The sequence below is a fragment of the Bradyrhizobium sp. 21 genome (assembly GCF_023073335.1).
Classification (GTDB): domain Bacteria; phylum Pseudomonadota; class Alphaproteobacteria; order Rhizobiales; family Xanthobacteraceae; genus Bradyrhizobium.
In genome coordinates, this window is the sequence record NZ_JADPJG010000015.1 from 265,371 (window position 1) to 283,101 (window position 17,731).

Here is a 17,731-nt window from a genome sequence, read left to right on the forward strand (position 1 = left end):
TTCATGAAGCGCCGCGATTTCCTCAAGTCCGTTTCCGGATTGGCCGCTGGCGCGGCGCTTCCGGCCATGCCGTCCGTGATCTCCTCGGCCTATGCCGACGCGCGCTCGGAGACGCTGCTGATCGTCTCGGAGGGTGGCCCCAACAATCTCGACATCCACGGCGTCGGCACCAACGTCCCCGGCTATGAGGTGTCCTGGAATTGCTACGACCGGCTGATCAGCCACGAGATGAAGAGCGGCCCCGGCGGCGTGCCCTATTACGACCGCGACAAGCTCAAGGGGGAGCTCGCCGAGGACTTCAAGATCGACGACATGTCGGTCACCTTCAAGCTGAAGAAGAACGCCAAATTCCACGACGGCGCGCCGGTGACCGCGAAGGACGTGAAATGGTCGCTTGATCGCGCGGTGAGCGTCGGCGGCTTTCCGACCTTCCAGATGAGCGCGGGCTCGCTGACAAAACCCGAGCAGTTCGTCGTCATCGACGACTATACGATCCGCGTCGATTTCGCCAAGAAGGACCGGCTCACGATCCCCGATCTCGCGGTCATCGTGCCCTGCATCATCAACTCTGAGCTGGTGAAGAAGAACGCCAGCGAGAAGGACCCGTGGGGTCTCGAGTACACAAAGCAGCAGACCGCGGGCTCCGGCGCCTACAAGGTGACGAAGTGGACCGCCGGCACCGAAGTGGTGATGGAGCGCAACGAGGATTGGGTCGGCGGTCCCTTGCCGAAGATCAAGCGCGTGATTTGGCGCATGGTGCCGCAGGCCGGCAACCGCCGTGCGCTGCTGGAGCGCGGCGACGCCGATATCTCCTACGAATTGCCGTTCAAGGATTTCCAGGAGATGAAGGCGAGCGGCAAGCTCAACGTGGTGTCGCTGCCGTTCTCCAACGGCATCCAGTATATCGGCATGAACGTCACCAAGCCGCCGTTCGACAATCCCAAGGTGCGTCAGGCGGTCGCCTACGCGATTCCCTATCAGAAGATCATGGACGCGGTGATGTTCGGGCTGGCGAACCCGATGTTCGGCGCGGCCAAGGACAAGCCGACCGAAGTCGCCTGGCCGCAGCCGCATAAATACAACACCGACATGGAGAAGGCGAAGGCGCTGATGGCGGAAGCAGGCCTCGCCAACGGCTTCGAGACCACGATCTCGTTCGACCTCAACTTCGCCGGAGTCAACGAGCCGCTCTGCGTGCTGGTGCAGGAGAGCCTCGCCCAGATCGGCATCAAGACCACCATCAACAAGGTGCCCGGCGCCAACTGGCGCACCGAGTTGAACAAGAAGGAGATGCCGCTCTTCACCAACGTGTTCTCGGGCTGGCTCGATTACCCCGAATACTTCTTCTACTGGTGCTATCACGGCAACAATTCCGTCTTCAACACCATGAGCTACGAGTCGCCGGAGATGGACAAGCTGATCGACGGCGCGCGCACCGCCGCCGCCACCGGCGACATCGCGACCTACGACACCGACGTGAAGGGCTTTGTCGATCTCGCTTACAGTGACATCCCGCGCATTCCGCTGTACCAGCCCTTCGTCAACGTCGCGATGCAGAAGAACATCAGCGGCTACCAATACTGGTTCCACCGCCGCCTCGACTATCGCGCGATGGCGAAGGGGTGAGGTGCATGGGTGAGGTGAGCACGCTCTTCAGGCTCCCTCCCCCCTTGCGGGGGAGGGTTGGGGAGAGGGGTAGCCACGAACTCCGATCTCTCCCGGAGCCACCCCCCTCCCTAGCCCTCCCCCACAAGGGGGGAGGGAACGCAGCGACGCAAGCCGTGCGATCCAACTCCCAATCGCTATGCAGAAGGAGCGTCCCATGCTGACCATGATCGGCAAGCGCCTGATGTTCGCGATTCCCTCGCTGATCGGCGTCGTCATCGTCACCTTCCTGCTGACGCGTGCGCTGCCGGGTGATCCCGCCGCGTACTTCGCAGGCCCCGCCGCGACGAAAGAAGCCGTCGAGCAGATCCGCAAAAAACTCGGCCTCGACAAACCGCTGATCGAGCAGTTCTTCCGCTACAGCAACGATCTCGCCCATGGCGATTTCGGTAACTCGCTGACGACCGGCCAGCCGGTCGCCGCGGAAATCCGCAACCGCCTGCCGGCCTCGGCCGAACTGACCTTGCTTGGACTCATCGTCTCGATCGTCATCGCCATTCCGCTCGGCGTGCTGGCGGCGACGCGGCCGGGATCATGGGTCGATCATTTATGTCGGGTGACGACGACAGCCGGCGTGTCGCTACCGGTGTTCTTCACCGGCCTCGTGCTGGTTTACGTCTTCTACTTCCAGCTCGGCTGGTCGCCCGCGCCGCTCGGCCGGCTCGACGTGTTCTACAGCGCGCCGCCGACGGTCACCGGCTTCTACCTGATCGACACGCTGATCGCGCGCGATCTCGAGGCGTTTCGTTCGGCGGCGAGCCAGCTCATCCTGCCGGCGACGACGCTCGCGATCTTCTCGCTGGCGCCGATCGCGCGCATGACGCGCGCCTCGATGCTGGCGGTGCTGTCGTCCGAATTCGTCCGCACCGCGCGCGCCAGCGGCCTGTCGCCGGCGACCGTCATCGTCACCTACGCCTTCCGCAATGCCATGCTCCCCGTCATCACCACGCTCAGCATGGTGTTCTCGTTCCTGCTCGGCGCCAACGTGCTGGTCGAGAAAGTGTTCGCCTGGCCCGGCATCGGCTCCTACGCGGTGGAAGCGTTGATCTCGTCGGACTTCGCGCCGGTGCAGGGTTTCGTGCTGACCATGGCGGTGATGTACGTGCTGCTCAATCTCGTGATCGATATTCTCTATGGCGTGATCGATCCACGCGTGCGGCTGGAAGGCTAGGGGGACACAATGAGCACCGTTGCGCCTGCTGTTGAACCCGTTGGACCCGCGCGCACATCGGGATTTGTCGCGCTCCTCGAACAGACCCGCTACGTGCTCGGCGAGAACAAGGTCACGGGCTTTTCCTTTGCCCTGCTGATCGTGATTCTCCTGGCCGCGATCTTCGGTCCCTATGTGGTGCCGTATGATCCGCTGGCGTCCGACACCGCCGCGTCGTTGAAGCCGCCCTCGATGGCGCACTGGTTCGGCACCGATCAATTGGGCCGCGACATCTTCAGCCGCGTCGTCGTGGCGACGCGGCTCGATACGTTCATCGCGGTTGCCTCCGTCGTGCTGGTGTTCTTGATGGGCGGGCTCGCCGGCATTGCGGCGGGCTATTTCGGCGGCTGGACCGATCGCATCGTCGGCCGCATCGCCGACACCATCATGGCCTTCCCGCTGTTCGTGCTGGCGATGGGCATCGTCGCGGCGCTGGGCAACACCGTGCAGAACATCATCCTGGCGACCGCCATCGTGAACTTCCCGCTCTATGCCCGTGTCGCGCGGGCCGAAGCGAACGTGCGCCGCAACGCCGGCTTCGTGCAGGCCGCGCGTCTCTCCGGCAACGGCGAATTCCGCATTCTCCTCGTGCACATCCTGCCGAACATCATGCCGATCATGATCGTGCAGATGTCGCTGACCATGGGCTACGCCATCCTCAATGCCGCGGGCCTCTCCTTCATCGGCCTCGGCGTCCGCCCGCCGACGGCGGAATGGGGCATCATGGTCGCGGAAGGCGCGGGTTTCATGGTGTCGGGCGAATGGTGGATCGCGCTGTTCCCGGGCCTCGCGCTGATGATCGCCGTGTTCTGCTTCAACCTCCTCGGCGACGGCCTGCGCGACATCGTCGACCCCCAGCGGAGGACGTGATGGCCGGCTTCCGCGTAAATTTCCGCCAAAAATCCCCCAGTAATTTCAGACCCTTCTCTACTGTGCATGGGGTTGTTTTCGACCTTTTGAGTGACGGGAGGCACCCATGACCGCGCAGCCCCTGCTCGACGTCCAGGACCTCACCGTCGAATTCACCACCCGCCGCGGCATCGTCAAGGCGGTACAGCACGTCAACATTTCCGTCGCCAAGGGCGAGACCCTGGCCATCGTCGGCGAGTCCGGCTCCGGCAAGTCGGTGACGTCCTATGCGGTGATGCGCATCCTCGACCGTGCCGGGCGGATCGCCGAGGGCTCGGTGATGTTCTCGGGCATCGACGTCAAGGCCGCGACCGAAGACCAGATGCGCGATCTGCGCGGTCGCGAAGTCTCGATGATTTTTCAGAACCCGCGCGCGGCGCTGAACCCGATCCGCAAAGTGGGCGACCAGATCGAGGACGTGCTGCGCACCCATGTGCAGCAGGCCATGGTTTCCGACCGCGGCGAAAAGGCGATCGAGGCGCTGGAGCAGGTCAAGATCGCCCGCCCGCGCGAGCGCTACCACGCCTATCCGTTCGAGCTGTCAGGCGGCATGTGCCAGCGCGTCGTCATCGCGCTGGCGCTGGCCTGCAATCCGCAGCTTTTGATCGCGGACGAACCGACCACCGGCCTCGACGTCACCACCCAGAAGGCGGTGATGGACCTGATCGTCGAGCTGACCAAGCGCAAGGCGATGTCGACCATCCTGATCACCCATGATCTGGGCCTGGCCGCCGCCTATTGCGACCGGGTCGTGGTGATGGAGAAGGGCCGGGTGGTCGAGACCGCAAAGGCCGCCGACATTTTTGCCAACCCGCAGCACCCCTATACGAAGAAGCTGATGCGCGCGACGCCGCGGCTTGGTGTGAGCCTGCGTGATCTGCTGCCGGAGGAGGAGGGCGCTGCGCTCGCTGCCGCAAGCGCGGCGCACGAAACCGCTCCGACAGTCGCAGCGGGCGCGGAGAAGGCGCCCCTTCTCCTCATCGAAAAGCTGGTCAAGGAATATCCCCGCCAGGGCGCGACCGCGACCCTCGGCAAGCTGTTCGGTCGCAAGCCGCCTTTGGAGCCCGATGTGTTCCGCGCGGTCGACGGCATCAGCTTCTCGATCGGCCATGGCGAGAGCGTCGGTCTCGTCGGCGAATCCGGCTGCGGCAAATCGACCACCTCGATGATGGTGATGCGTCTGCTCGACCAGACCTCCGGCCTGATCCAGTTCGACGGCGAGGACATCGGCGCCATGGCGCCTGCCTCTTTTGCCCGGCTGCCGCAGCGCAGCCGCATCCAGATGGTGTTCCAGGACCCGACCGACAGCCTCAACCCGCGCTTTACCGCCGTGCGCGCCATCGCCGATCCCATCTTGCAGCTCGACAATATCAGGGGGCGCGACGCGCTGCGTTTTCGCTGCGAGGAGCTCGCCACCATGGTCGGCCTGCCGCACAATCTGCTGGATCGGTTTCCGCACCAATTGTCCGGCGGCCAGAAGGCCCGCGTCGGCATCGCCCGCGCCATCGCCCTGCATCCCAAGCTCGTGATCCTGGACGAGCCGACGGCGGCGCTCGACGTCTCCGTGCAGGCCGTGGTCCTCAACCTGCTCCAGGACCTCAAGGCGCGGCTAGGTATGAGTTATTTGTTTGTCTCGCATGATTTGAACGTAGTGCGCTTGTTGTGCGATCGTGTCATTGTCATGCGGTCGGGTCGAATCGTCGAAGAAGGCTCTTCCGAGAGGGTTTTGAGCGATCCGCAGGACGACTACACCAAGGAGCTGCTGACGGCGATCCCGCATCCGCCGTTGCCGGCGCACTGAGAGATTGTTTGGGAGCGTGATGGCCGAGCCGCTGGACGACTATATCGATGCCGTAGCGAAAGCGCTGGCGTTGCCGGTCGAGGAGGCCTGGAGGCCGTCCATTCGCGCCAATCTCGAAGTTTCGTTGCGGCTTGGCCGGATGGTCGACGAATTCGCGCTGCCGGACGAGACCGAGCCGGCGCCCGTATTTACTGTCTGACGCCGCCATGACCACCAAGCCAGAGATGACGGCCGCCGAGATCGCAAGTGCAGTGGCAGGCCGCAGGATGTCGGCGCTCGATGCGACCGAAGCAGCGCTTGCGCGCATCAAGCAGCACGACACCGTCCTCAATTCTTTCACCGACGTCACCGCCGATCGGGCCCGTGCCAAAGCGCGCGCGATCGACGCCGATCTCGCGGCCGGCAAGTCCGTCGGCCCGCTCGCCGGCGTCCCGTTTGCGGTGAAGAATTTGTTCGACGTCGCGGGCCTCGCCACCCGCGCGGGCTCGAAGATCAACCGCGATCGTGCCCCCGCGAAGCGCGACGCGACACTGATCGAGCGCATGGAAGCCGCAGGCGCCGTGCTGGTCGGCGCGCTCAACATGGGCGAATACGCCTACGACTTCACCGGCGAGAACGTCCATGACGGTCCCTCGCGCAATCCGCATGACACCACGCGCATGAGCGGCGGCTCGTCCGGCGGCTCCGGCAGCGCCGTCGGCGGCGCGCTGGTGCCGATCGCGCTCGGGTCGGATACCAACGGCTCGATCCGCGTGCCGTCGTCGTTCTGCGGCATTTTCGGCCTGAAGCCGACTTATGGCCGGCTCTCTCGCGCGCGCTCGTTTCCGTTCGTGGCGAGCCTCGATCATCTCGGCCCGTTCGCGCGCTCCGCCACCGATCTCGCGCTCGCCTATGACGCGATGCAGGGACCGGATGCGGACGATGCCGCCTGCACGACGCGCGGGCTGGAGCCGACGACGCCGCTGCTCGCCAATCCGGTTTCGGACCTGCGCATCGCGATCGCCGGCGGGTACTTCCAGCAGAACGTGTTTCCGGAAGCTGTCGAAGCGATCAGCCGCGTCGCCAAGGCGCTGGGCGCAACACGCGTGGTCGATGTGCCCGAAGCCGCGCGGGCCCGTGCGGCGGCCTATGTCATCAGCACCACCGAAGGTGCCTCGCTGCATCTCGATCGCCTGCGCAAGCGTCCGAACGATTTCGATCCCGCCGTGCGCGACCGGCTGATTGCGGGGGCCATGGTGCCGGCGCCGCTGGTCGACCGCGCGCAGAAATTCCGCCGCTGGTACCGCGCGCAGCTCGCCGAGATCTTCAAGTCCGTCGACGTCCTGCTCGCGCCGGCAACGCCGTGCACCGCGCCAAAGCTCGGCCAGGTCAATTTCAATCTCGACGGCGTCGAGCTGCCGGTGCGCGCCAATATCGGCATCCACACCCAGCCGATCTCGTTCATCGGCCTGCCCGTGGTGGCGGTACCGGTGCCGCTCGAGCCGCTGCCGATCGGCGTGCAGATCATTTGCGCCCCTTGGCGCGAGGACATCGCGTTGCGCGTCGCCTACGCGTTGGAGAAGATGGGCGTCGTCGCCGCGCCCAGCCCAAAAGGATTTTGAAATGGAGATCGATCTCCCCGACGTGATCGCAGAAGTCAAAGCCGCGTTCGAGCGCTATGAGCAGGCGCTGATCACCAACGACGTCGCCGTGCTCGGCGAGCTCTTCCGCAACGATCCTCGTACGCTGCGCTACGGCATCGGTGAGAACCTCTATGGCTATGAGGCGATCTCCGGCTTCCGCGCCGGCCGCTCGCCGGCTGGCCTCAGCCGCCGCACCGCCAAGACCGTCATATCGAGCTATGGCCGCGACACGGCCGTGGCCTCCACCTTGTTCTATCGCGACACGGCTCCCGGCAAGGTCGGCCGGCAGATGCAGACCTGGATTCGCTTCCCGGAGGGCTGGCGCGTCGTCGCCGCCCATGTCAGCATCATCGACGAGTCGAAAGAGACCTGACCGTATGACGCTTGACGATCTTCCGCCCGGAACACTGCCGGCCGAGCCGGTGGTGCCACGGGTCGACCGGGCGCAGCCAAGCGTGCACAAGGTAACGCGCGCCGAGGAGCTGCGCCTTCAGCTCGCCGACGAGATCGTGCGTGGAACGCTGGCGCCCGGCGCGCCGCTGGACGAGACCGACATCGCGCGGCGCTTCAGCGTCTCGCGCACGCCGGTGCGCGAGGCGTTGCGCCAGCTGGTGGCGAGCGGCCTCGTCGAGGCACGGCCCCATCGCGGCGCGGTCGTGGCGCAACCCTCGTTCGAGCGGCTGACAAGCATGTTCGAGGCGATGGCGGAGCTCGAGGCGCTGTGCGCCGACCTTGCCGCCGAGCGCATGTCCGCGGCCGAGCGCCACGGCCTGGAGGCCATCCACGAAGAGCTGCGGGTTCTCAGCTACGCCGGCAATCCCGATCGCTTCCACGAGGTCAACGAGCGCTTCCACAACGCGATCTATGCGGGCTCGCAGAACGGCTACATCGCCGAGATCACATTGGCCACACGCGTGCGCGTGCAGCCGTTCCGTCGCGCCCAGTTCCGCAACCTCGGACGTCTTGCCAAGTCGCAAGCCGAGCACGACCGCGTCGTCGTCGCCATCATGCGCGGCGACAAGCAGGGCGCTGCAGCTGCGATGCGCGCGCATATCGAGCTGGTGCGCGGGGAATACGAGATCTACGCGGTGTCGGTGTAGGGCTGCGCACGCGGTGCCGTAGGGTGGGTTAGCCGAAGGCGTAACCCACCACTGTTCGCATCCGCAGAGACAGAAGAGGTGGGTTACGCTGCGCTAACCCACCCTACGAATTACCCCGTCGCCTTCTCCGCCATATACTTCCGCCAGCCGCCATAGCTGGTGATATCGCGCGCTGCGCCCAGCACCTCGGGCTCGACGAGAAATCCCTTCAAGCTGCGGCCATCTGCCAGCCGTACCGTGCCGATCGCCATCGGCGCGGGGATCGCGTTGACGAACTTTCCGAAGGCGGACGACGACAGCGACCAGATCTCCAGCTCGATCGACGCGCCCTTGCCGGCTTCGACGCGCAGCAGGCCCGGCTTCGGCGGCGTGGTCCCGAGGGCATAGAGCTTGTAGTCAGCCGCGGTCCGGGTCGCTTCGACCAACCGGCCGTTCAGTGCCTGCAACTCGCCGTTCAGCGCCATGCCGGAGAGATGCGCGCCGACCACCGCGATCGGAATCTCGTCGTCGCTGTTTGCGGGAAGGGGCGCCAGCGGTGCTTGCGTTACGCCCTTCGCACCAAGAGTCAGCTTCGTATCGGCATGGAACACGCGGCCGATGCTCGCGAGCAGCGCATCGCGTCCTGCGGGCGCGAGCAGTGTGATGCCGAACGGAATGCCGTCGCTGCGCACCTCTGCCGGCAGCGCGAGGCCGCAGAGGTCGAGGAGATTGACGAAATTGGTGTAGGTGCCGAGCCGGCTGTTGAGCTCGACCGGATTGGCCAGCACCTGCGCGGTCGTATAGGCCGTCGGCGCCGTCGGCAGCACCAGCGCGTCGATATTGGTGAAGGTGCGTTCGGCGATCCTGCGCAGGCCCTGCAAGCGGTAGAGCGCGGAGAAGGTTTCGGCCGCCGTCAGCCGCGCACCGGCCGCGGTGATCTCGCGTGTCACCGGGTGGATCGAATCCGGCGCCGAGGCGAGCAGGTTGCGGATCACGAGATAGCGTTCGGCGACCCACGGTCCTTCATATAGCAGCCGCGCCGTCTCGTAGAACGGCTCGAGGTCGAACTCGACGAGCGTTGCGCCGAGTGATGTCCAGCGCTTCAGCGCATCCGCGTAGGCGGCTTCGGCCTTCTTGTCGCCGAAGAAGATCAGCTGTCCGTTGCGTGGCACGCCAAGACGCAGGTTTGCCGGGAGCGGCGTGAGCGGGCCCAGCGGCCGGTCGCGCGAGAACGGATCGGCCTGGTCGGGACCGGCCATCACGGAGAGCGCCAGCGCGGCGTCGTCCACCGTCAAGGCGAATACCGAGATGCAGTCGAGCGTGCGGCAGGCCGGCACCAGGCCGGCGGTCGAGATCATGCCGAGGCTCGGCTTCAGCCCGACGATGTTGTTGAGCATCGCCGGCACGCGGCCCGAGCCGGCCGTGTCGGTACCGAGCGACAGTGGCACCAGCGCCGCGCCGACGGCGGTGGCCGAGCCCGAGCTCGATCCGCCGGGAATGAGATCATCGCGGATCGAATTCCTGGGAATGCCGTAGGGCGAGCGCACGCCGACGAGGCCGGTCGCGAACTGGTCGAGATTGGTCTTGCCGATGATGATGGCGCCGGCGGCGCGCAGCCGCAGCACCGCGGTCGAGTCATGCGTTGGCGTATAGGAGAAGGCCGGGCAGGCGGCCGTGGTCGGAAATCCCAGCGCGTCGATATTGTCCTTCACCACGACCGGCACGCCGTAGAGCGGCAGGTGTGCTGCATCCTTCGCGGCGAGCTTCTCGGCCTCCGCGATCGCGTCCTTTTCGTCGCGCAGGCTGATGAACAAGGCGGGGTCGTTGTGGTCGCGGATGCGCTGATAGCTGCGCGCGATCGTCTGCGCCGGCGTCAGCGTGCCCGCGCGATGCGCGGCCACAATCGCGGCGATCGTTTCAGGCTGCTCAGCCCCCATTTCAGCCCTCATGGCGACAAAACTCCGGCAACAGGTCTCACGCGGATTGAAGCAAGCGATGTGCCATTGTGTACACAAACCGGGCAGAACGGCTGCTCTGGATATTATCGACAGATCAGTGGCTTGGGGATATTTTGAGGGCCGCGCCGGCCATCGCGGCGCCGCCCTGTTACGGGCATTTGCGTAAATATTAGGCAGCCTGGCTCAGGTCAGGTGAAGTCAGCGAGGATCCGCAGCAGCCGCTCTCGGTTCTCCTTGCCGATCCTGTCCTCGACATGCCGCTCGTGCTCCGCGGCGAGGCGCTTGAATTTGGCCAGCGCCGTCTCGCCTTGGGCGGTGAGGTGCAGGGCATGAGAGCGCCGGTCCGTCTTCGACTTGACCCGCTTCACGAGCTTGCGCTGTTCGAGGCTGTCGAGCAGATGCACCAGCCGCGCGCGCTCGATGCCGAGGCGCTTGGCCACCGCCATCTGCGAGAGGCCCGGATTGGCCCCGATCACCGTCAGCACCGAATATTGCGTCGGCCGGATGTCGACATTGCCGAGCGTTTTGACGAAGTCCTGGAAAATCCAGATCTGGAAGCGCCGCACGGCATAGCCGGCGTGGCCGACCAGGGCGTCGAGGCCGATTTCGTCCGCGTCGATCCGCCGCGTCGCGCCGTTGCCGGCGCGTTTGCGTGCGGAAGGGCGGGCATCGGCTCTGGCTGCGAGGGCTGTCACGTTGCGTCTCCTGGCGGGCCATTGTTGTAGCGCCTTCCCCGCGTCGACGGAAGTTTGTTGTTGACGACAACAATCGTCATGCCCAACATTATGGCCAATGCGGCCCGCGACGAGGCTGCGGCCGATCCCGGATCCGGGCGGAGGAGGAAACCAATGACAACCGCCACACGCGGTGATGCTTCAAGCCTGTTCGCAACGCCCAGGACCGTTGCCGAGCATCGCGCCGACGGCAGCATCGTGCTGCGTTCGCCCGATCCCTTGTGCAATGGTGCGCGCTGCATCGGCGACTGGCTGGAGCAATGGGCGCGGCAAAGGCCCGATGCGATTTTCCTCGCAGAGCGCAGCAATACCGAATCGCCATGGAGCAATGTCACCTATGCGCGGGCGCTGCGCCAGGTGCGCGCGGCAGCGTCCTGGATGCTCGCGCAAAGTCTCAGCGCCGAGCGCCCGGTCGTTATCCTCTCGGACAACAGCATCGACCATGCGCTGCTCGCGCTTGCCGCGCAGCATGTCGGCGTGCCCTCGGCGGCGATCTCGCCGGCCTATTCGCTGATGTCGAAGGACTTCGACAAGCTCAAGGGCATGATCTCGCTGCTCCGACCGGGCGCGATCTACGTCGCCGCGACCAAGCCGTTCGCGGCGGCGCTGGCCGCGATCAAGCCGCTGCACGATGCGCAGATCATCAGCGGCAACGTCGACGATGCCGATGCGCTGGCCTTTGGCACCATCGCGGCGACGTCCGAGACCCCCGAGGTCGCAACGGCCTTCGCCGCGGTGAGGCCTGACACCATCGCGAAATTCCTGTTCACCTCGGGCTCGACCGGGACGCCGAAAGCCGTCATCAACACCCAGCGCATGCTGACCTCGAGCCAGCAGGCCAAGGCGCAGACCTGGACTTTTCTGGAGCAGCCGCGCGACGATCTCGTCATTCTCGACTGGCTGCCCTGGAGCCACACGTTCGGCGCCAACCACAATTTCAATCTCGTGCTGCGCAATGGCGGCTCGCTCTATATCGACGGCGGCAAGCCCGCGCCCGGTCTGTTTGCGACGTCGCTGGCCAATCTGAAAAGCGTAATGCCGACGGTCTATTTCAACGTGCCGCGCGGCTTCGACATGCTGATCGCGGCACTGCGCGGCGACGAGGAGTTGCGTCGTCGTTTTTTCGGCGAGGTGAAATTCGCGTTCTACGCAGGTGCCGCGCTGCCGCAGAATCTCTGGGACGCGCTCGAGGAGCTCTCCGTCGAGACCGTCGGCCGCGCGATGCCGATGGTCTCGGCGTGGGGCTCGACCGAGACGTCGCCGCTCGCCACCGACTGCCATTTCCTTGCGGAGCGCTCGGGCAATATCGGTGTGCCCATCCCCGGCACGGAGCTGAAGCTCGTCCCCTCCGGCGACAAGCTGGAGGTGCGCGTGCGCGGCCCCAACGTCACGCCGGGTTACTGGAAGGCGCCGGAGCTGACTAGGCAGGCGTTCGACGACGAGGGTTTTTATCTCATCGGCGACGCCGTGAAGTTCGCCGACGCCGACAGGCCCGAGTGCGGCCTGTTCTTCGACGGCCGCGTCGCGGAGGACTTCAAGCTCAATTCCGGCACCTGGGTCAGCGTCGGCACGCTGCGCGTCGCCGGCATCGCCGCGTTGGCGCCGCTCGCGCAGGACATCGTCGTCACCGGCCATGGCGGCGACGAGGTGCGGTTCCTGGTGTTTCCGAACATCGCCGCCTGCCGCGCCCACGCCGGCCTGCCCGAGACGGCGGGCGTAAATGACGTGCTGGCGCACGACAAGGTCCGGACCGCGATCGCGCAAGGGCTCGCGAAACTGAAGCAGGAGAGCGCCAACTCGTCCGGCCACGCCACACGCGCGCTGCTGCTCCCCGAGCCGCCGTCGGTCGACGGCGGCGAGATCACCGACAAGGGCTACATCAACCAGCGCGCGGTGCTGACGCGGCGTGCCGATGCCGTGGTGCGGTTGAACGATGAGGCGTCGGGCGAGTGGATCGTCTCTAGATGAAGACCCTCTTCGTTCGAAACTCTCGTGCCCCGGACGCAGCGCGGCGCCTCTCAGCGGTGCGCTGCAGAGCCGGGTCCCGTACCCCTGCATGCACTCGGCTTTTTGGGTCCCGGCTCAGCATCGCGTCATTTCATGCCGCGCCGCGTCCGGGACACGAGAACGGGCGAAGCAGCTAGGCCAACCATCCTGCCGCATCATCCTGCAGGATTCCTTTGTTGCCTAAGCAACTAATTTGTGCGAACCGTTACGGACAGGGAATGATGGCGGGGGAACCGCTGCGCTGATCTGGGAGGAAACATGCTTGGCAGGAATGATGCCGTCGGCGAACGCCGGCGCATGCCCGAGAATGGCGCGGGATCGCGGCTGACGCGCGGCCCGTCAGGTCTCGGTGCCGCCGGTCACCGCGCCGAGATTTTCGTGCAGCCGGCGCAACAAATCGATCAGCACCTCGCGCTCGTCCTTGCCCAGACAGGACAGCAGCCGCCGTTCGCGCTCGAACGCCGCGACGATTACCTTGTCATGGGTGGCGCGGCCCCGCGCCGTCAGCGAGATCGAATGGGTGCGGCCGTCGTTCGGGTCGGTGCGGATCGACACCAGCCCGCGCTTCTCGAGACCGGCGAGCGTCCGGCTCACCGGACCCTTGTCGAAACCGATGACGTGGCAGATGCGCGAGGCGGGAATGCCGGGCTCGATCGCCAGCAGCGACATGATCCGCCATTCCGTGACGTTGACGCCGAACTGCCGCTGATAGAACGCGGTCGCGCTGTTCGAGAGCTTGTTGGCGATGAAGGTGATGAACGCCGGGACGTAGCGGTCGAGATCGAGCGTCGGTCCCACTTCAGCGGGCGCAGGCTTCTGGCGGGGTCTGGTCGACGACGGCATATCGGACTTCTGACTCGCGGCGGGCCCGCTGACCTAAAGGCATGCGGCGCTCTTTCACAAGATCAAAATACGGGAGGTCTTCCATGAGCGCATCCGGCTCCTCAACAACCGGCGTCCCGCATCTCGACGTCGATCCCTTCGACATGAGTTTTTTTGCCGATCCCTATCCCACGCATGAGCTGCTGCGCGAAGCAGGCCCGGTCGTCTATCTCGACAAATGGAACGTCTATGGCGTAGCGCGCTATGCCGAGGTCCATGCCGTGCTGAACGATCCCGCGACATTCTGCTCCAGCCGCGGCGTCGGCCTTTCCGACTTCAAGAAGGAGACGCCGTGGCGGCCGCCAAGCCTGATTCTGGAGGCCGATCCGCCCGCGCACACCCGCACCCGCGCTGTGCTCTCAAAGGTGCTGTCGCCGACCGTGATGAAGGGGCTCCGCGACCGCTTTGCCGCGGCAGCCGAGGCGCGCGTCGATGCGCTGCTGGAGAAGCGCAGCTTCGACGCGATCACGGATCTCGCCGAAGCCTATCCGCTCTCGATCTTTCCGGATGCGCTGGGCCTGAAGCCCGAAGGCCGCGAGCATCTGATTCCCTATGCGAGCCTTGTGTTCAACGCTTTCGGTCCGCCGAACGAATTGCGCAAGGAGGCGATCGCCCGCTCGGCGCCGCACCAGGCCTACGTCACCGACCAGTGCCAGCGCGACAACCTCACGCCCGGCGGCATCGGCGCCTGCATTCATGCTCACGTCGACGAGGGTGCCATCACGGCCACGGAAGCGCCGTTGCTGGTGCGTTCGCTGCTGTCGGCCGGGCTCGATACCACCGTTAACGGCATCGGTGCCGCCGTGTATTGCCTGGCCCGCTTTCCCGATCAGTGGCAGCGGTTGCGCAACGATCCCACCCTCGCGCGCAATGCCTTCGAGGAGGCCGTGCGGTTCGAGAGCCCAGTGCAGACCTTCTTCCGCACTACCACGCGCGACGTCGAGCTTTCCGGCGCGACGATCGGGGAGGGCGAGAAAGTGCTGATGTTCCTCGCTGCGGCCAATCGCGATCGGCGGCGCTGGGACAAGCCCGACAGTTACGACATCACCCGCCGCACATCAGGCCATGTCGGCTACGGCTCGGGCATTCACATGTGCGTCGGCCAGCTCGTCGCACGGCTTGAAGGCGAGACGATGCTCTCGGCGCTGGCCCGCCGGATTGCAAAGATCGAGATCAAGGGCGAGCCGAAACGCCGCTTCAACAACACGTTGCGCGGGCTCGATAGCTTGCCGGTGACGATCACGCCGGCCTGACGCGACCGGCAGCGAAAACAATAAATAGGGGAGGGAATGATGAAGCATCTGACATGGACGCTGGCGCTGACCGCGAGCCTGGTAAGCGGCGCGGCGAGCGCCGAGATCTCGGACAATGTCGTGCGCGTCGGCGTGCTCAACGACATTTCCGGCATCTTCCAGGACACCAACGGCATGGGCTCGGTCGAGGCCGCGCGCATGGCCGCCGAGGATTTCAACGGCGGCGGCAAGGGCATCAAGGTCGAGATCGTCTATGCCGATCACCAGAACAAGGCTGACGTCGGCAACGCCATCGCGCGAAAGTGGCTCGACGTCGAGGGCGTCGACGCCATCGTCGACGTGCCGAACTCGGCCGTCGGCCTCTCCATCAACACGCTGCTGCGCGACAGCCGAATGACGTTCCTGGCCTCGTCTACGGCAAGCTCGGACCTCACCGGCAAGGCCTGCTCGCCCAACACCATCCAATGGGTCAATGACGCCTGGGCGACGGGCAACACCACAGCGGCCGCGATGATGTCGCGCGGCGGCAAGGACTGGTACTTCCTCACGGTCGACTATGCGCTCGGCAAGGGCATCGAGGCGGAAGCCCAGAAATACATCGAGGGGCATGGCGGCAAGGTGCTGGGCTCGTCAAAGCATCCGCTCGGCACCTCCGATTTCGCATCCTTCCTGTTGCAGGCGCAGAGCTCGAAGGCGCAGGTGATTGGGCTTGCGAACGCCGGCGGTGACACCATCAACGCGGTGAAGCAGGCCGCCGAGTTCGGCATCCAGCAAGGCGGGCAGAAGCTCGTGGCGTTCCTGCTCTTCATCAACGACGTTCACGGCATGGGCATCAAGGTCGCGCAGGGTCTCCAGCTCATGGAAGCCTTCTACTGGGACATGAACGACGACACCCGTGCCTTCGCAAAACGCTTCGCGGCGCGGCCCGGCATGAACGGAAAGATGCCGAGCGGCAACCAGGCCGGGGTCTATGCCTCCACGCTCGCTTATCTCAACGCCGTCGCGGCCACCGGCAGCGACAGTGCCAAGGACGCCGTGCCCGAGATGAAGAAGTTCAAGGGTAAGGACAAACTGTTCGGCGACACCACGATCCGCCAGGACGGCCGCGTCGTGCACCCAATGTATCTGTTCGAGGTCAAGAAGCCGGAAGAGTCGAAATATCCCTACGACTATTACAAGCTGGTCTCGACGATTCCCGCGGAGCAGGCGTTTCGCCCGTTGGCGGAGGGCGGGTGCGAGCTGGTGAAGTAGGCTCTCATGCCCCGGACAGTGCGGCGCGCAGCTCTGCGTCGCGTCATTTCATGCCGCGCCACGTCCGGGACACGAGAGGCCCGTCCCTACACCACCTTGCTTGACCCCTGTGTGATCAGTCGCGCGGCGCGCTGGTCGCGGGCGTAGATCCAGAGCCAGCTGAGCGCAACGCTGAGCCGGTGGCGCAGGCCAATCAGGAAGTAGATGTGGGCGATGCCCCAGATCCACCATGCGATCGTGCCGCGCAGTTTGACCTTGCCGAAGTCGATCACCGCGAGCCGTTTGCCGATCTGCGCGAGGCTGCCGGAGTGCTTGTAGCGGAACGGACCGGTCGGCGCGCCCCGGAGGCGCGCCGTGATGGTCTCGGCGACGTGACGGCCCTGCTGCTTGGCGGCCGGTGCGATACCGGGCACCGGCTTGCCGTCCCAGGCGTTGATCAAGACAGTGTCGCCGATGGCAAAAATCTCGGGATGGCCGGGGATCGTCAAATCGTCTTCGACCTGCACGCGTCCGGCACGATCGGCCGGTGCGCCCAGCCATTCGGCGGCAGGTGAGGCGCGGACGCCGGCGGCCCAGATCTTGGTTTTGGCGTCGAGCCGCGTGCCGCCGAACACCACGCCGTCGCGGTCGATCTCGGTGACGGCCTGCCCCAGCACCACCTCGACGCCGATCTTTTCCAGCGAGGCCTGCGCGTAGGCCGAGAGGTCGTCGGCGAATCCCGCGAGCACGCGCGGCCCCGCCTCGATCAGCACCACCCGCGCCTTGGTCGTGTCGATGTTGCGGAAATCCGCCGGCAGGGTCTGGTGCGCCATCTCGGCGATGGTGCCGGCGAGCTCGACGCCGGTGGGGCCGGCACCGACAATGACGAAGGTCAGCCGCGCCGCGCGCTTTTCCGGATCGGTCTCGCGCTCGGCGCGCTCGAATGCCACCAGGATGTGACGGCGCAGCGTGGTGCCGTCCTCCAGCGTCTTCAGGCCCGGAGCCCACTGCTCCCATTCGTCGTGGCCGAAATAGGCATGTCGCGCGCCGGTGGCGAGCACCAGCGTGTCGTAAGGCACCTCGCTGCCGTCGTCGATCAGCACGCAACGCCTGCCGGCATCGACGCCACTGACGGTGGCAAACAGCGTCGTCACGTCGCGCCGGTCGCGCATCAGGTGCCGGATCGGCCAGGCGATCTCGCTGGTGGCGAGCGAGGCGGTCGCGACCTGGTAGAGCAGCGGTTGGAACAGATGATGGTTGCGGCGATCGATCAGCGTGATCGCGACCGGGCTGCCGGCGAGCCGGTAGGTCGTCTCCAGTCCGCCGAAGCCGGCTCCGACGATGACGACGCGATGCGGTGTCGTGGTCATGATGCCCTCGA

At 65.6% G+C, this 17,731-nt stretch carries 15 protein-coding genes; 11 read left to right on the plus strand and 4 right to left on the minus strand.

Annotated elements, in window-relative coordinates; all coding sequences use genetic code 11:
• Positions 1 to 3: 3 nt before the first annotated feature.
• The 8 genes from IVB31_RS17285 (at position 4) to IVB31_RS17320 (ending at position 8,307) form a co-directional block, all read left to right on the plus strand.
• Positions 4 to 1,626 carry an ABC transporter substrate-binding protein gene (locus IVB31_RS17285; RefSeq protein WP_247324384.1) on the plus strand — a complete coding sequence of 541 codons (1,623 nt, stop codon included), beginning with the start codon at positions 4 to 6 and terminating at the stop codon, positions 1,624 to 1,626.
• Positions 1,627 to 1,822: 196 nt separating this feature from the next.
• On the plus strand, positions 1,823 to 2,836 hold the full coding sequence (locus IVB31_RS17290; protein ID WP_247324385.1) for an ABC transporter permease: 1,014 nt from the start codon (positions 1,823 to 1,825) through the stop codon (positions 2,834 to 2,836).
• 9 nt (positions 2,837 to 2,845) lie between these two features.
• Positions 2,846 to 3,745, plus strand: coding sequence for an ABC transporter permease (locus IVB31_RS17295; RefSeq protein ID WP_247324386.1), 900 nt, complete (start codon positions 2,846 to 2,848; stop codon positions 3,743 to 3,745).
• 106 nt (positions 3,746 to 3,851) lie between these two features.
• Positions 3,852 to 5,585: an ABC transporter ATP-binding protein gene (locus IVB31_RS17300; RefSeq protein WP_247324392.1), complete on the plus strand. Its 1,734-nt coding sequence runs from the start codon at positions 3,852 to 3,854 to the stop codon at positions 5,583 to 5,585.
• A gap of 19 nt (positions 5,586 to 5,604) precedes the next feature.
• Entirely contained in the window at positions 5,605 to 5,784 is a 180-nt protein-coding gene (locus IVB31_RS17305; protein WP_247324396.1) for a DUF4089 domain-containing protein, read from the plus strand.
• 7 nt (positions 5,785 to 5,791) lie between these two features.
• Entirely contained in the window at positions 5,792 to 7,186 is a 1,395-nt protein-coding gene (locus tag IVB31_RS17310) for an AtzE family amidohydrolase (protein ID WP_247324399.1), read from the plus strand.
• A 1-nt stretch (position 7,187) separates the two neighbouring features.
• Entirely contained in the window at positions 7,188 to 7,580 is a 393-nt protein-coding gene (gene hpxZ / locus IVB31_RS17315) for an oxalurate catabolism protein HpxZ (RefSeq protein WP_247324402.1), read from the plus strand.
• 4 nt (positions 7,581 to 7,584) lie between these two features.
• Positions 7,585 to 8,307, plus strand: coding sequence for a GntR family transcriptional regulator (locus tag IVB31_RS17320; RefSeq protein ID WP_247324403.1), 723 nt, complete (start codon positions 7,585 to 7,587; stop codon positions 8,305 to 8,307).
• Positions 8,308 to 8,417: 110 nt separating this feature from the next.
• On the opposite strand, the gene atzF is transcribed toward IVB31_RS17320, so the two are convergent.
• Together atzF and IVB31_RS17330 are read right to left on the minus strand one after the other, a co-directional pair.
• A complete protein-coding gene (atzF, locus tag IVB31_RS17325) occupies positions 8,418 to 10,235 on the minus strand; it encodes an allophanate hydrolase (protein ID WP_247324407.1) in 1,818 nt (605 codons plus the stop codon).
• Between the two features lie 197 nt (positions 10,236 to 10,432).
• On the minus strand, positions 10,433 to 10,939 hold the full coding sequence (locus IVB31_RS17330; protein ID WP_247324409.1) for a MarR family winged helix-turn-helix transcriptional regulator: 507 nt from the start codon (positions 10,937 to 10,939) through the stop codon (positions 10,433 to 10,435).
• A 153-nt stretch (positions 10,940 to 11,092) separates the two neighbouring features.
• On the opposite strand from IVB31_RS17330, the gene IVB31_RS17335 reads away from it, so the two are divergent.
• Entirely contained in the window at positions 11,093 to 12,946 is a 1,854-nt protein-coding gene (locus IVB31_RS17335; RefSeq protein ID WP_247324421.1) for a feruloyl-CoA synthase, read from the plus strand.
• 378 nt (positions 12,947 to 13,324) lie between these two features.
• Here IVB31_RS17335 and IVB31_RS17340 read toward each other — a convergent pair whose 3' ends face one another.
• Entirely contained in the window at positions 13,325 to 13,828 is a 504-nt protein-coding gene (locus IVB31_RS17340) for a MarR family winged helix-turn-helix transcriptional regulator (protein ID WP_247324423.1), read from the minus strand.
• An 83-nt stretch (positions 13,829 to 13,911) separates the two neighbouring features.
• On the opposite strand from IVB31_RS17340, the gene IVB31_RS17345 reads away from it, so the two are divergent.
• Together IVB31_RS17345 and IVB31_RS17350 are read left to right on the plus strand one after the other, a co-directional pair.
• Positions 13,912 to 15,120 (plus strand): cytochrome P450, encoded by a 1,209-nt coding sequence (locus IVB31_RS17345; protein WP_247324425.1) that lies wholly within the window; start codon positions 13,912 to 13,914, stop codon positions 15,118 to 15,120.
• A gap of 39 nt (positions 15,121 to 15,159) precedes the next feature.
• Entirely contained in the window at positions 15,160 to 16,371 is a 1,212-nt protein-coding gene (locus tag IVB31_RS17350; protein WP_247324803.1) for an ABC transporter substrate-binding protein, read from the plus strand.
• Positions 16,372 to 16,457: 86 nt separating this feature from the next.
• On the opposite strand, the gene IVB31_RS17355 is transcribed toward IVB31_RS17350, so the two are convergent.
• Entirely contained in the window at positions 16,458 to 17,720 is a 1,263-nt protein-coding gene (locus IVB31_RS17355; protein ID WP_247324426.1) for an NAD(P)/FAD-dependent oxidoreductase, read from the minus strand.
• Positions 17,721 to 17,731 lie beyond the last annotated feature (11 nt).

What these genes read in the sequence shown, in the direction of transcription:
- IVB31_RS17285 (WP_247324384.1), top strand. Translation starts at nt 4, where the DNA reads ATGAAGCGCCGCGATTTCCTCAAGTCCGTTTCCGGATTGGCCGCTGGC.
- IVB31_RS17290 (WP_247324385.1), top strand. Translation starts at nt 1,823, where the DNA reads ATGCTGACCATGATCGGCAAGCGCCTGATGTTCGCGATTCCCTCGCTG.
- IVB31_RS17295 (WP_247324386.1), top strand. Translation starts at nt 2,846, where the DNA reads ATGAGCACCGTTGCGCCTGCTGTTGAACCCGTTGGACCCGCGCGCACA.
- IVB31_RS17300 (WP_247324392.1), top strand. Translation starts at nt 3,852, where the DNA reads ATGACCGCGCAGCCCCTGCTCGACGTCCAGGACCTCACCGTCGAATTC.
- IVB31_RS17305 (WP_247324396.1), top strand. Translation starts at nt 5,605, where the DNA reads ATGGCCGAGCCGCTGGACGACTATATCGATGCCGTAGCGAAAGCGCTG.
- IVB31_RS17310 (WP_247324399.1), top strand. Translation starts at nt 5,792, where the DNA reads ATGACCACCAAGCCAGAGATGACGGCCGCCGAGATCGCAAGTGCAGTG.
- hpxZ (WP_247324402.1), top strand. Translation starts at nt 7,188, where the DNA reads ATGGAGATCGATCTCCCCGACGTGATCGCAGAAGTCAAAGCCGCGTTC.
- IVB31_RS17320 (WP_247324403.1), top strand. Translation starts at nt 7,585, where the DNA reads ATGACGCTTGACGATCTTCCGCCCGGAACACTGCCGGCCGAGCCGGTG.
- atzF (WP_247324407.1), bottom strand. Translation starts at nt 10,235, where the DNA reads ATGAGGGCTGAAATGGGGGCTGAGCAGCCTGAAACGATCGCCGCGATT.
- IVB31_RS17335 (WP_247324421.1), top strand. Translation starts at nt 11,093, where the DNA reads ATGACAACCGCCACACGCGGTGATGCTTCAAGCCTGTTCGCAACGCCC.
- IVB31_RS17340 (WP_247324423.1), bottom strand. Translation starts at nt 13,828, where the DNA reads ATGCCGTCGTCGACCAGACCCCGCCAGAAGCCTGCGCCCGCTGAAGTG.
- IVB31_RS17345 (WP_247324425.1), top strand. Translation starts at nt 13,912, where the DNA reads ATGAGCGCATCCGGCTCCTCAACAACCGGCGTCCCGCATCTCGACGTC.
- IVB31_RS17350 (WP_247324803.1), top strand. Translation starts at nt 15,160, where the DNA reads ATGAAGCATCTGACATGGACGCTGGCGCTGACCGCGAGCCTGGTAAGC.
- IVB31_RS17355 (WP_247324426.1), bottom strand. Translation starts at nt 17,720, where the DNA reads ATGACCACGACACCGCATCGCGTCGTCATCGTCGGAGCCGGCTTCGGC.